This window comes from Herbaspirillum sp. LeCh32-8, from assembly GCF_017814915.1.
Classification (GTDB): Bacteria; Pseudomonadota; Gammaproteobacteria; order Burkholderiales; family Burkholderiaceae_D; genus Herbaspirillum.
The window spans coordinates 69,559-82,799 of sequence record NZ_JAGIPZ010000002.1; the positions used below are offsets into that span (position 1 = coordinate 69,559).

The window sequence follows — 13,241 nt, forward strand, 5'->3', positions numbered from 1 at the left end:
CGGGCAACTTCGTTGATCCGCCGACAACATCCATCACGGAGACGCACATGAACAAAATGTCCCGCCGCCATTTCGCGGCTGCCGCGCTTGCCTGCGCAATCCTTCCCGGCGCCGCGATGGCGCAGTCCACTGCCAAGCCCAAGGTCGCCCTGGTCATGAAGTCGCTGGCCAACGAGTTTTTCCTGAACATGGAAAACGGCGCCCGAGAACACCAGAAGGCGCACGCCGGCCAATATGACCTGATCGCCAACGGCATCAAGGACGAGCAGGACACCGCCAACCAGATCAAGATCGTCGAGCAGATGATCGTCTCCAAGGTCAGCGCGCTGGTGATCGCGCCGGCTGACTCCAAGGCCCTGGTGCCGGTGGTCAAGAAGGCGATCGACGCCGGCATCATCGTGGTCAACATCGACAACAAGCTCGACGACGCGGCTCTGAAAGAGAAGGGCATCAGCGTGCCCTTCGTCGGCCCGGACAATCGCAAGGGCGCCAAGCTGGCCGGCGATTACCTCGGCAAGCAGTTGAAGCAGGGCGACAAGGTCGCCATCATCGAAGGCGTCTCCACCACCGTGAACGCGCAGCAGCGCACGCTGGGCTTCCAGGATGCGATGAAGGAAGTCGGCGCCAACGTGGTGACCGTGCAGTCGGGCCAATGGGAAATCGACCAGGGCAACAAGGTCGCCGCTTCGATCCTGAACGCGCATCCTGACATCAAGGCCATCCTGGCCGGCAACGACAACATGGCGCTGGGCGCGGTGGCCGCGATCCGCGCCGCCGGCAAGAACGGCAAGGTGCTGCTGGTGGGCTACGACAACATCACCGCCATCAAGCCGATGCTCAAAGACGGCCGCGTGCTGGCCACCGTCGACCAGTATGCCTCGCAGCAGGCCGTCAACGGCATCGAGACCGCCCTGAAGGCGGTGGCCGAGAAGAAGCCGCAGAGCAGCCTGGGCGGCATCGTCGAGACCAAGGTTTCGCTGATCACCAAGTAACACATTCCAAGCAAGGCGGGCCCGCGCTGCCGATGGCGACGCGGGCCATGCCGGATACTTCGGACACTCATCATTGGCGTGGCCGCCCTCGTGCAGCCCGCTCATGCAGCCCGCTTCATGATCGCCAACGTCACGCAGTCCATTCCATGCAGCCGACCGATTCCAATTCCATTTCCGATGCCGACCGCGCGCCATTGCTGACGCTGTCGGGCATCGGCAAGACCTATGCCGCGCCGGTGCTTGAAGGCGTCAATCTTGCATTGCGCCCGGGCCAGGTGCTGGCGCTGACCGGCGAGAACGGCGCGGGCAAGAGCACCTTGTCCAAGATCGTCTGCGGCCTGGTCGACCCCAGTACGGGCAGCATGCAGCTGGACGGCCAGCCGTATGCGCCGGCCTCGCGCACCGCCGCCGAGGCGCTGGGCATCCGCATGGTGATGCAGGAGCTGAACCTGATCCCCACGCTCTCGATTGCCGAAAACCTGTTCCTGGAAAAATTGCCGCGCCGCTTCGGCTGGATCGACCGCAAGCAGTTGGCCGCCGACGCGCGCCGCCAGATGGAGGTGGTCGGGCTGGGCGAGCTGGACCCGTGGACGCCGGTGGGCGAACTCGGCCTGGGCCATCAGCAGATGGTGGAAATCGCGCGCAACCTGATCGGCAGCTGCCGTTGCCTGATTCTGGACGAGCCGACCGCGATGCTGACCAGCCGCGAGGTCGAGCTGCTGTTTGCCCGTATCGAGCGCCTGCGCGCCGAGGGCGTGGCCATCATCTATATCTCGCATCGCCTGGAAGAATTGAAGCGCATCGCCGACCGCATCGTGGTGCTGCGTGACGGCAAGCTGGTGTGCGACGACGATATCAAGCGCTACTCGACCGAACAGCTGGTGCAGCTGATGGCGGGCGAACTGACCAAGGTCGACCTCGACCCAAGTCACCGCAAGATCGGCGCGCCCATCCTGCGCGTGCGCGGGCTGGGCCGCGGCGAGGTGGTGCAGCCGGCCAGCTTTGCGCTGCACGCCGGCGAGGTGCTGGGCATCGCCGGCCTGATCGGCGCCGGCCGCACCGAGCTGCTGCGCCTGATCTTCGGCGCCGACCATGCCGACAGCGGCGAAGTCTTCATCGGCGACAGCACCCAGCCGGCCCGCATCCGCAGCCCGAAGGACGCCGTGCGCGCCGGTATCGCCATGGTTACCGAAGACCGCAAGGGCCAGGGTTTGTTGTTGCCGCAGGCCATCAGCGTGAATACTTCGCTGGCCGACCTTGGCCGCGTAAGCCGCGCCGGCGTGCTGGATCACGCCGCCGAAGCGGACGTGGCGCGCGACTACGTGAACAAGCTGCGCATCCGCTGCGGCAGCGCAGCCCAGGCGGCCGGAGAGCTCTCCGGCGGCAACCAGCAAAAGGTGGTGATCGCGCGCTGGCTGTACCGCGACTGTCCGGTGATGCTGTTCGACGAACCCACGCGCGGCATCGACATCGGCGCCAAGTCCGACATCTATCGTCTGTTCGCCGAACTGGCCGGGCAGGGCAAGGGCCTGCTGGTGGTCTCCAGCGATCTGCGCGAGCTGATGCAGATCTGCGACCGCATCGCCGTGATGAGCGCCGGGCGCATCGCCGACACCTTCTCGCGCGAGGACTGGTCGCAGGAGCGCATCCTCGCCGCCGCCTTCAGCGGCTACGTCGGCCGCCAGGAGGCCGCGCATGCGGCGCAGGCGGCGGGCAATACAGCATAAGACAGTACAAGAAAATCCAACGGAATCGAACCCATGATGACTTCCTCCAACAACCGGCAGGCGGCCTGGCTGGCCGGCGCCAAGAACTACCTGGGCCTGGTCGCGGCGCTTTTGGCGATGTGCGTGATGTTCGCCTTCCTCTCGGAGAACTTCCTTAGCGCGGCGACCTTCATCACGCTCTCCAACGACATTCCGCCGCTGGTGGTGATGTCGGTGGGCATGACCTTCATCCTGATCATCGGCGGCATCGACCTCTCGGTCGGCTCGGTGATGGCGCTGGCGGCATCAATGCTGTCCATGGCCATGGTGCGCTGGGGCTGGCCGCTGTATGCCGCCGCGCCCTTGGGAGTGGTGGTGGCCGCGGCCTGCGGCACGTTGACCGGGCTGGTCTCGGTGCACTGGCGCATCCCGTCCTTCATCGTCTCGCTGGGCGTGTTGGAGATCGCGCGGGGCCTGGCTTACCAGGTCACCAACTCGCGCACCGAGTACATCGGCAGCGCCGTCGACGTGGTCAGCTCGCCCATCCTCTTGGGCATGTCGCCGGCCTTCCTGGCGGCCATCGCCATCGTGCTGGCGGCGCACTTGGTGCTCACGCGCACGGTGCTGGGACGCTACTGGATCGGCATCGGCACCAATGAAGAAGCGGTGCGCTTGTCGGGCGTGAACCCCAATCCGAGCAAGGTGCTGGCGTTTGCGCTGATGGGCGCGTTTGCGGGCATTGCCGCGCTGTTCCAGGTCTCGCGGCTGGAAGCGGCCGACCCCAACGGCGGCGTCGGCATGGAGCTGCAGGTGATCGCGGCGGTGGTGATCGGCGGCACCAGCCTGATGGGCGGGCGCGGCTCCATCATCAGCACCTTCATTGGCGTGCTGATCATTTCGGTGCTGGAGGCGGGCCTGGCGCAGGTGGGCGTGTCCGAACCGATGAAGCGTATCATCACGGGCGCGGTCATCGTCGTGGCCGTGATCCTGGATACCTACCGCCGGCGCGGCCAACGCCACGCGCGCTGAGCGCGTCGACTGCGCCGCCCACTCTCACCGAACCGATATGTCAACCATCAAGGACGTCGCCCGACTGGCCGGAGTGTCGTACACCACGGTCTCCCACGTACTGAACCAGACGCGCCCGGTCAGCGCCGACGCGCGCGAGCGCGTGCTGCGCGCGGTCGACGAGCTGGCCTACGTGCCCAGCGCGCTGGCGCGGTCGCTCAGGAGCAAGGTGACCGGCAGTATCGGACTGATCATTCCCAATAACACCAACCCGTATTTCTCGGAGCTGGCGCGCGGCATCGAGGATTACTGCTACGAGGCCGGCTACAGCGTCATCCTGTGCAACTCCGACGACGACCCGGACAAGCAGCGCGACTACCTGCAGGTGCTGCAGACCAAGCGCTGCGACGGCCTGATCATCGCCACGCTGACCCAGACCGACCTGAAGCCCATGAGCCGGCTGGACATTCCCACCGTGCTGCTGGACCGCGCGCCCAAGGAGCTCGACACTGACCTGGTCAGCACCGACAACGTGCTGGGCGGCCAGCTGGCGGCGCGCCACCTGCTGGACATGCAGCGTCGCCGCGTGGCCTGCATCGCCGGCCCGGCCGGGCTGGCGCTGTCCGACGAGCGCGTGCAGGGCTTGCGCGGCAGCCTGCAGGAGGGCGGCCGGCAGCTAGACGAGGCCGACCTGCTGCACGCCGACTTCAGCAGCACCGGCGGCTACCACGCCGCGATGCAGTTGCTGCGCCGGACAGGCAAGGAGCAGCGCCCCGATGCCATCTTCTGCTGCAACGACATGATGGCCATCGGCGTGCTGCGCGCAGCCGGCGAGCTGCAGATCGAGGTGCCGGGCGCCTTGTCGGTGGTCGGCTTCGACGATATCGAGCTGGCCCAGTTCGTCCATCCGCCGTTGACCACGGTGGCGCAGAACACGCGCCGCCTGGGCAACCTGACCGCGCAGTTCCTGCTCGAGCGCATCGCCGATCCCTCGCTGCCGGCACGGCGCGAGACGGTGACGCCGCAATTGCAACTCCGGGGCTCGACCGCCCCTTTGAAGAAACAAGGCACAACATGATCGTCATCATCGGCAGCATCAACATGGACCTGGTGTTGCGCGTGCCGCGCATGCCCCTGCCGGGCGAGACCCTGGCCGGCGAGAAATTCATGACCATCCCCGGCGGCAAGGGCGCCAACCAGGCGGTTGCCTGCGCGCGTCTGTCCGCGCCCGGCACGCCCGTGGCCATGGTGGCCTGCGTGGGCGGCGACGCCTTCGGCCGCCAGATGCGCGCCTCCATCGTCGCCAGCGGCATCGATGATTCCTTCATCGACAGCATCGACGGCGAGGCCACCGGCATCGCCTCCATCATGGTCGACCAGCAGGCGCAGAACAGCATCGTGATCGCCGCCGGCGCCAACGGCCGGCTCGACATCGAGCACATCGAGCGCGCCCGTTCGCTGATCGCCTCGGCCTCCATCGTGCTGCTGCAGCTGGAGGTGCCGATCCCGACCGTGCTGCACGCGGTGGACGTGGCGCACGGCATGGGTAAGACGGTGGTGTTGAATCCCGCGCCGGCGCAGCCGCTGCCCAAGGAGCTGCTGCAAAAGATCGACTACCTGATCCTCAATGAAATCGAGGCTGCCATGCTGGCCGAGGAAGCCTCGGAAGACATACCGCTGCTGGCGCGCAAGCTGCATGCACTGGGCGCGCGCAATGTGGTGGTGACGCTGGGCGAGAAGGGCGTGTATGGCTCGTTCGAGAAGGCCGGCCAGCGCCATCAGGACGCCAAGAAGGTCAAGGCGCTCGACACCACCGCCGCCGGCGACACCTTTATCGGAGGCTTCCTGGCCGCGCTGGTGCAAGGCCGCGACGAGTTCGACGCGATCGCCTACGGCCAGGCCGCCGCCGCGCTGAGCGTGACGCGCGCCGGCGCCCAGACCTCGATCCCGACCCGCGACGAAGTCGCGCCCTGAACCCACGGAAGGATCCCGCATGAAAAAGACGCCCCTGCTCAACGCCGCCATCTCGCAAGTCATCGCCTCCATGGGCCACGGCGACACCATCGTGATCGGCGACGCCGGCTTGCCGGCGCCGCCCGGCGTGCCGGTGATCGACCTGGCCGTGACGCGCGGCCTGCCCGATTTCATGAGCGTGCTGAAGGCGGTGCTGACCGAGCTGGAGGTGGAGTACCACGTGGTGGCCGCCGAGCTGGTCGGTCGTAGCTCGGGCCTGGCCGGGCAGATCGAGTCGCTCGGCCTGCCGGCCCGGCAACTGCTGCCGCATGAAGAGTTCAAGCAGCGCACGCGCAATGCGCGCGCCTTCATCCGTACCGGCGAATGCTCGCCCTACGCCAACATCATCCTGGCCTCGGGCGTGGTGTTTTGATGGTCGCAGGCTAGCCCTGAGCGTTCTCAGCAAACGTGAAAATGGCCCCATCGGGGCCATTTTTCTTTTCCATAACCTGCGCCTACGGCAACTTGACACGCGGCGCGCCGCATACCCGCCGTATCACCTCGCGCAGCCAGCGATGCACCGGATCCTGTTCCAGCCTTGGATGCCACATCTGCGAGATGGTGATGGGATCGGTCTTCACCGGCAGGTCGAAGGCGAAGGTAGCGGCGCTGCGCGCGCTTTTCTGCCGTTCCGGCGGAACGTCCAGGAACGACGCCGGTACCAGCGCCACCAGATCGGAGGCGCGCGCCACTGCCAACGCCGTCGGGAAACTGGGCACCAGCGCCGCCACCGTACGTTCCAGCCCGGCCTGGGCCAGCGCCTGGTCGACCGGGCCATGGCTCTCGCCGTGGCGCGACACCACGACGTGGCCGTAGGCCAGGTAATGCGCCACGGTGATCTTGCGCAGTCGCGCCAGCGGATGATCCTTGCGCACCACGGCGACGAAGCGGTCACGGTACAGCGCCTGGATGCGTACTTCCGGCCCCATGTCGCCGACCACGCCGATCTCCAGGTCGGCCATGCCTTCGCGCAGGTAGCGCGGCGACTTCTCCACCTTGGGCGCAAACGATAGCCGCAGCAACGGCGCCTCGGCGTGCACCGCACCGATCAGGCGCGCGCCGAAGGCCTCCACAAAACCGTCATTGGCGCGGATCGTGAAGGTGCGTCGCAGCGCCGACAGATCGGGCTCGGGCGCGGCCGGCCGCAGCAGCGAGCGCGCCTCGTGCACCGCATTGCGTGCGCGCTCGCGCAGGCCTTCTGCGCAGGGCGTCAACACCATGCGCCGGCCGGCGCGCACCAGCAGAGGGTCGCCGGTTTCTTCCCGCAGGCGGGCCAGGGTGCGGCTCATGGCGGAGGCCGACAGCCGCAGGCGACGCGCGGCCCTGGCCACGCTTTCCTCGGTCAGCAGGGCGTCCAGCGCGATGAGCAGGTTGAGATCAGGATCGGACATACGGGCATCCTAGCATGGCAGATGTGGCGTTTCATGCAGGTATTAGTTGCAAATGCTGCGTCTTCCGCCATGCATCACCAACCGATATAGTGTATCCATCGCAAAACCGAGAGGATCGGACCAGCATGGAATTGTTTTCAGACCAGCCCGGCGACGAGGGCTTGCCGGGCGCCGAGCGGCGCCTGGCGATGATCGCCGTGATGACCACCACGACGATGGCCGTGTTCGACGGCACCATCGTCAACGTCGCCCTGCCGCAGATCACGCGCGCGCTGAACACCTCGGTCGCCGCCACGATCTGGGTCTCCAACGGCTATCTGCTGGCGACCGCGATGACGCTGGCGACCTTCGCGGCGCTGTCCAGCCGCACCGGCTTTCGCAACCTGTTCAGCGCCGGGCTGGCCGTGTTTACCGCTGCTTCTCTGGGCTGCGCGCTATCGCAATCGATCGAGATGCTGATCTTCATGCGGGTGTTGCAGGGCTTTGGCGGCGCCGCCATGCTGAGCATTGCGCCGGCGATCCACCGCACCGTATTTCCCAGCCGGTTGCTGGGGCGCATTCTCGGCCTGAACGCCGTGCTGGTCGCCACCAGTACGGCCGTCGGTCCGGCCCTGGGCGGCACCTTGCTGGCCACGCTGAGCTGGCAGTGGCTGTTCGCCATCAACGTGCCGCTGGGCCTGGTGGCGATGTATCTCTCGCTGCGTGCGATTCCCGGCAAGCGCGTGCCGACGCGTGAGCCCTTCGACATCGCCGGCGCCTTGCTCTCGGCCGTCGCCATGGGGGCCATGATCATGGCGGCCGATGCCTGCGCGCAGATCGCGCATCACGGGCAAGCCGGCGCGGCGCTGCTGACGGCGGGCGCCTATGCGTTGGTGGCGGTGATCAGCGGCGTCGCCTTCGTCAAGGTGCAACGCCGCGCCAGCGCGCCCTTGCTGCCGCTGGACATCTTCGCCTCGGCGCGCTTCTCGCTGGCCGCGTTGACCTCGCTGGCCTCCTTCGTCGGGCAGGGGATCGCCTTCGTCGCCTTGCCGTTCCTGTTCCAGAACGCTTATGGCTACACCGCCTTCGAGTCGGCGCTACTGTTTACGCCATGGCCGATCGGCATCGTGCTGGTGGCGCCGCACGCCGGTCGCCTGGCCGACCGCCATTCGGCCGCGTTGTTGTCCACCGTCGGCCTGGCCGTTTTCACGCTCGGCCTGGTCCTGCTGGCGCTGCTGCCCGACCAGGCGCAGGCCTGGGACATCGGCTGGCGCGCGCTGGTATGCGGCATGGGTTTCGGTTTCTTCCAAAGTCCCAATAACCGAGAGATGCTCTCCAACGTCGCCCGCGAACGTAGCGGCAACGCCTCTGGCGTGCTGGCCATCATGCGCACCTTCGGCCAGTGCCTGGGCGCGGCCCTGCTGGGAATGGTGTTGTCGGTCTATGCCGCCGCGGCAATGGCGCACGGCGACCTGCACATGAGCCCGGCGGAAGATGCCATGGCCATACGCGTAGCCTTGTGGGTCGCAGTGGGCGCGACGGCGGTGGCGACGTTGGTCAGTTTCAGTCGGATGCGGAGGGTGGGGGCGGTTGGGGTTTGAGTTCGGAGCATCAAGATACGTGCAAACGAAAATGGCCCCGTCAGGGGCCGTTTTCTTGATGCTGGAAGGAGTCTCCCGGGATTGCGCCTGCAGGCGCAAACCGCTCGCCGGGCGCGGCGCATGTGTTGCGAAATCTCCGGCTCGCTGCGCATCCGTTTCACGGCCGCAGGATCGATTTCCGGAGGCGACACCTACAAAAGCAAATGGCCCCGTGAGGGGCCATTTGCTTTTGTATGGTGGAGGCGGCGGGAATCGAACCCGCGTCCGCAAGCACTCTACAGACAGTTCTACATACTTAGTGCTGTCATTTGATTTAACCCGGCCGACGCGGACGCACACGCTGCGGAAAGGCTAGTCACCTTAGATTTAACCCCGGTCCAAGTGACCCGTTCCGAGGCGATTCTCTGTAAATGACTCCACCGCTGTTGCCAGCCCACCCCAGAGACGAGATGGTGTGGAGCTAACCGCGATTAAGCGGCCAGTGCGTACGAGTTATCGTTAGCAGTTATTTAAGTTCTGACTGTATTTACGAGGTGATCAGTCCTCGGTATGCCCTGTTCTGCTTTGCAACCCACGTCGAAACCAAGTCGCCCCCGCAGAGGGTGAATTATAACCTACTGTATGGGCGACCATGGCTTTATCAAGTCCGGCCGGCCATTTCCTTGGCCGGAGTGGCGTCCGGCCGTCATCGCGCTCACTGGATGTTCAGGTCCACCCGGGCGGTGGGCTCCTTGTCGGGGATGCCGTCACCGCTGAGCTTGGGGGCGATCAGGAAGATGCGCTCGGCCGGGATCACGCTCTGCTCCTGCAGATAGTTGCGGACCTGGTCGGCGCGCGCCTGGGCCAGCTTGCGCAGGTCGTCTTCGCTGACCTTGGTGTTGCCGGTGATTAGCTTTTGCATCTCTTCCGGCGGCAGCGACTTGGCGAAACCGATAGCGTTGCGCGGCTTGTCGAACTTGGCGTCCTTGTAGACGCGCTCCAGGTACTTGGCGCGGTCGGCGTCGCTCAGCTTGATCGGGCCGGAGGGCTGGCCTTCTTTTTCGATCAGGTCGCGGCGCTTCATGGCGCGCATCTGGCGGTTCAGTGCTTCCTGGCGCAGGCCTTCGTCGTCGACCTTGGGATCAACCCGGCCGGTAATGTCGAGCTTGATCCCGGGGCGTTCGTTGAGCACGTAGCCCAGCGCGTCCAGCTTCTTGCGCACCTCCGGCGTGATCTCGGAAGAGCCTGGTTCGAAGGCAATGTAGCGCAGTTCGCCGATGTTCTCCGAACTGTTGAACATCGAGCCGATCAGCGCGAACGGCGAGGTGACGGCCTTGACGATCAGGTTCACGAACACGCGCACGATGATGCCGCCGACCGAGAATTCCGGATCCGACAGCGAGCCCGAAATCGGCAGGTTGAGGTTGATGTTGCCGTTGCGGTCCTTCAGCAACGACACCGCCAGCATCACCGGCAGCTTGGTGGCGTCGGGGCTGTCGACGCGCTCGCCGAAGGTCAGCTGCTCGATGCGCACATCATTTTGCGCCACCAGCTTGTCGTTCTCGATCTTGTACTGCACGTCCATGGACAGCTTGCCCTTGGTGATCGGGTAGCCGGCGTACTTGGCCGAGTAGGGCGTCAGGCGCGGCAGCTGCACGCCGTTGGCGCTGGCCTTGATGTCGAGGAACATTGGCTTGAACAGCGGATTGAGCGAGCCTGAGATCTGCAGCGGGGCGTCGTTGTCGATCTTGCCGCTGATGTTGACCGGCGCCGGTTGCGGCTTCTCGGAGGAGATCTCGCCGATGGTGCCGGCCAGGCCGGTCATGTTGGCGGTGTAGTTGGGTTTGACGAAATTGTCGGTGTAGTTGATGTTGCCCTCAGCCAGCACCACCTGGCCGACGCGGATGACGGGCGCGTTCGGATCGGCCGCCGGCGCGGTCACCGGTGCGGCCGAGGTGGTGGTCTTGCGGCTGGTGGCGGAGGGCTTGCCGTCCTTGTCGGTCTTCTTGCTGTCGTCGGTGATCGAGCCTTGCGACTGGGCGTCGGAGACTAGGATGTCCTGCAGGTTCAGACGGCCCTGCTCGGACAGGATGGCGCGGGCGTAGAAGCTGTTGAGTGCGATCTTGTCCAGCGACACCTGCGCGCGCTCGCCGATCTTCGCTTGGATTCCGGAGAGATCCAGCGCGCGCCAGCGCAGGAAGTCGGTCGAGGTGACCTTGTCCTGCATGCGCAGGTTGTTGACCGCGGCGCTGCCGCTGTAGCTGAGCGCGAACTTCTGCTGGTTCAGCGGCGGCGTCACGGCCAGCTTGCCCTTGGCGCTGAGCAGGCCGCTGGAGAGCGTGACGTTGAGCACGTTGGCGAAGTAGCCCTGGAACGGCGCCACCGGTAACGCCCGGGCGTCCAGCTCCAGATCCACGCTCTTGAACTGCGGCGCGCTCTGGCCCTTGATGTCGAGCTTGCCGCTCTTGTCGAACTGGGCCTGCAGGCTCAGTCTGGTGGTCTGATCCAGCTTGCTGGAAATATTTTGCACCTGCAGGTTGATGCCGCGGATCTGCAGCTTGGATTTGGCCACGCCTGCGTCTTCGAAGTTGATGCCGCTGTCGGTCAGGCTGAAAGTGTTCAGTTTGGCGACCCATTGCGCGGCGGGCGCGCCTTTGGCTGAAGTCCGTTCGGCCGGCGCCGGGGGGCGCCCGGCAGCGGCTGCATCGGTGGCAGGCGCATCGGTTTGCAGTTTTTGTACGCTGAAGCTGCCGTCACTGTCACGGCGGATGTCGCCACTCAGACCGTTGATGCGGATGGCGTCGGCCTGCGCCTGGCGCGCGGCCAGGTCCAGCGTCGCCTTTTGCAGGGCGATCGACTTCACGCTGATGGCGCTGGCGGACTTGGCCTTGGGCGTCAGCTTGAGCGTGGCCAGCTCCAGGCCGGCGTCGTCCAGTTTCAGCTGGCCGTCCTGGAAGTGAATCTGCGCGGCGCCGGAGAGCTTGCCCGCGACGTTGGCGGCCAGCGCGCGGTTGAGGTAGTTCTGGTAGCTGGCGATGTCGACGCCTTCCAGCGTGGCGCGGCCGTTGAGCTGCGCTTTCATGGGGGCCAGTTCGCCGTCGAAGGCCAGCTTGCCGTGGCCGTTTTCCAGCATCGAGATCTTCAGTGCGGCGGGCTTGGCGTCGGCGGCGGTGGAAAGCTGCGCGGCGTCGACGCTGAACTGGGTCAGCTGCACGTTCTGCGCGGGCGCGGCGTTGGCCTCGTCGCGCCAGTTGATTTCGCCGTCGCGCACGCTCAGTTGTTGCACCAGGATCGCGGCGGCCTTCTTTTCTTCGGCGGTGGGAGCAGGCGCGGCAGGGGCAGGTGCGGGCGCAGCAGGCTTGCCGGCCTTGGCGGCGGGTTTGCCGCCGGCCAGTGCGCGCACCCAGTTGATCTCGCCGCGTGCGTTCATGGCGGCCCAGACTTGCGGCGCGGTGAGGCTGACTTGCTGGATCTCGCCGCCGGCGTCGAGCACGTCGAACTGCTTGAGCGTGGCCGATAGCTGCTTGGCTTTGAACAGCTGGCCCTGGTTCTTGTCCTGTACCGCGACGTCATCGAGCACGACGTCGCCGGCGAGCGCCACGCGCGGCTTGTCGTCGGTGCGCACGAAACTCAGATCCAGCTTGGTGGAGAGTTTGGCGCTTTGCAGCACGACCGGCAGTTCGGCCGGCACGAAGGGCAGGTAGCTGACGACGTCGAGCTTGTCGATGTCGATGGCGAAGGCCGACTCCAGCGTGTTGGCGAACGGCTTGCTGCGGCCCTTGAGCAGGAAGGGCGTGCCATTGATGTTGGCCGACAGCTGCGGCTGCACGAAGCTGTCGACGCTGCCGGGAAGATTGGAGATGAACGGCAGGCCGATCTGCAATGCGGCGACGTCGATGTTCTTGCCGGTGACTTTGTCCTCGAAGCGGATCTTGCCGTCCAGCAGCTGCACGTTGGCCAGCGAGAATTGCGACTTGGCGTCGCTCTTGGGCATGGCGTTGATGCGGTCGAGAATGTCGGAGAAGTTGTAGTGACCGATGCCGTCGGCGTCCAGGCGCACGACGTGGAGGTCGGGCGCGGTCAGCTTGATTTCATCAAGCACCGGGGTCAGGCGGAAGATCGAGAAGGACGATGCGTTGACCAGCAATGACTTGGCGGCGAAGAAGGGCGTTGTGCCGTCCGGCTCATACAGCGTGACGTCAGAGACGGTCAGCGCCAGCCGGAACGGATTGAAGCGTACTTCGCCGATATCGAGCTTGCGGCCGATTTGCGCCTGCGTTTGCTCGATCGCGGTCTTCTTGACGAGGGAGGGCAGGGCCAGCCAGCTGACGGCGGCCAGCACCAGCAGGATGCCGACGATCCAGGCCAGCCACTTGAGTGGCCGGCGCAGGCGCGCCCGGTCGAAGTTCTTGATGGTCGCTGCGATGCCCGGATTGGCCATGGCCCTTGTTCCTTGTCGATGCCGCGGTGGGCCGCCGCGTCGGGAAAGGCAGGCGGCGCCGTTGCGTATTTTGATTGTGATCTTGTCGGAGCCGTCGGGACGCGTAGCGCGCTCGTATCGCATGAATTCGC

The 13,241-nt window shown here is 65.8% G+C and carries 9 protein-coding genes and 1 other RNA gene; 7 read left to right on the forward strand and 3 right to left on the reverse strand.

Going from position 1 to position 13,241, the window contains the following annotated elements:
• Positions 1-47 precede the first annotated feature (47 nt).
• The 6 genes from J8I26_RS05480 to rbsD all read left to right on the forward strand — a co-directional run bounded on the left by J8I26_RS05480 (position 48) and on the right by rbsD (position 6,092).
• A complete protein-coding gene (locus J8I26_RS05480) occupies positions 48-992 on the forward strand; it encodes a sugar ABC transporter substrate-binding protein (protein WP_209604945.1) in 945 nt (314 codons plus the stop codon).
• Positions 993-1,138: 146 nt separating this feature from the next.
• The gene (locus J8I26_RS05485) at positions 1,139-2,719 is read left to right on the forward strand and encodes a sugar ABC transporter ATP-binding protein (protein WP_209604947.1); all 1,581 of its coding nucleotides are present in this window, start codon (positions 1,139-1,141) and stop codon (positions 2,717-2,719) included.
• A gap of 33 nt (positions 2,720-2,752) precedes the next feature.
• Positions 2,753-3,727 carry an ABC transporter permease gene (locus J8I26_RS05490; RefSeq protein ID WP_209604949.1) on the forward strand — a complete coding sequence of 325 codons (975 nt, stop codon included), beginning with the start codon at positions 2,753-2,755 and terminating at the stop codon, positions 3,725-3,727.
• Positions 3,728-3,764: 37 nt separating this feature from the next.
• On the forward strand, positions 3,765-4,784 hold the full coding sequence (locus J8I26_RS05495) for a LacI family DNA-binding transcriptional regulator (RefSeq protein ID WP_209604951.1): 1,020 nt from the start codon (positions 3,765-3,767) through the stop codon (positions 4,782-4,784).
• Complete coding sequence (rbsK, locus tag J8I26_RS05500) at positions 4,781-5,680, forward strand: ribokinase (RefSeq protein WP_209604953.1); 900 nt, start codon at positions 4,781-4,783, stop codon at positions 5,678-5,680. The genes J8I26_RS05495 and rbsK overlap by 4 nt, the downstream gene beginning before the upstream one ends.
• A gap of 19 nt (positions 5,681-5,699) precedes the next feature.
• Positions 5,700-6,092, forward strand: coding sequence for a D-ribose pyranase (rbsD, locus tag J8I26_RS05505; protein WP_209604955.1), 393 nt, complete (start codon positions 5,700-5,702; stop codon positions 6,090-6,092).
• An 82-nt stretch (positions 6,093-6,174) separates the two neighbouring features.
• On the opposite strand, the gene J8I26_RS05510 is transcribed toward rbsD, so the two are convergent.
• A complete protein-coding gene (locus J8I26_RS05510; protein WP_209604957.1) occupies positions 6,175-7,110 on the reverse strand; it encodes a LysR family transcriptional regulator in 936 nt (311 codons plus the stop codon).
• Between the two features lie 125 nt (positions 7,111-7,235).
• On the opposite strand from J8I26_RS05510, the gene J8I26_RS05515 reads away from it, so the two are divergent.
• Positions 7,236-8,690: a DHA2 family efflux MFS transporter permease subunit gene (locus tag J8I26_RS05515; protein WP_209604959.1), complete on the forward strand. Its 1,455-nt coding sequence runs from the start codon at positions 7,236-7,238 to the stop codon at positions 8,688-8,690.
• A 234-nt stretch (positions 8,691-8,924) separates the two neighbouring features.
• On the opposite strand, the gene ssrA is transcribed toward J8I26_RS05515, so the two are convergent.
• Positions 8,925-9,285, reverse strand: a transfer-messenger RNA (tmRNA) gene (gene ssrA, locus J8I26_RS05520).
• A gap of 99 nt (positions 9,286-9,384) precedes the next feature.
• Entirely contained in the window at positions 9,385-13,110 is a 3,726-nt protein-coding gene (locus J8I26_RS05525) for a DUF748 domain-containing protein (RefSeq protein WP_209604961.1), read from the reverse strand.
• Positions 13,111-13,241 lie beyond the last annotated feature (131 nt).

Excerpts from the sequence above, each read along its gene's own strand:
- rbsK (WP_209604953.1), top strand. The coding sequence starts at position 4,781 with ATGATCGTCATCATCGGCAGCATCAACATGGACCTGGTGTTGCGCGTG.
- J8I26_RS05515 (WP_209604959.1), top strand. The coding sequence starts at position 7,236 with ATGGAATTGTTTTCAGACCAGCCCGGCGACGAGGGCTTGCCGGGCGCC.
- J8I26_RS05490 (WP_209604949.1), top strand. The coding sequence starts at position 2,753 with ATGATGACTTCCTCCAACAACCGGCAGGCGGCCTGGCTGGCCGGCGCC.
- J8I26_RS05525 (WP_209604961.1), bottom strand. The coding sequence starts at position 13,110 with ATGGCCAATCCGGGCATCGCAGCGACCATCAAGAACTTCGACCGGGCG.
- J8I26_RS05480 (WP_209604945.1), top strand. The coding sequence starts at position 48 with ATGAACAAAATGTCCCGCCGCCATTTCGCGGCTGCCGCGCTTGCCTGC.
- rbsD (WP_209604955.1), top strand. The coding sequence starts at position 5,700 with ATGAAAAAGACGCCCCTGCTCAACGCCGCCATCTCGCAAGTCATCGCC.
- J8I26_RS05495 (WP_209604951.1), top strand. The coding sequence starts at position 3,765 with ATGTCAACCATCAAGGACGTCGCCCGACTGGCCGGAGTGTCGTACACC.
- J8I26_RS05510 (WP_209604957.1), bottom strand. The coding sequence starts at position 7,110 with ATGTCCGATCCTGATCTCAACCTGCTCATCGCGCTGGACGCCCTGCTG.
- J8I26_RS05485 (WP_209604947.1), top strand. The coding sequence starts at position 1,139 with ATGCAGCCGACCGATTCCAATTCCATTTCCGATGCCGACCGCGCGCCA.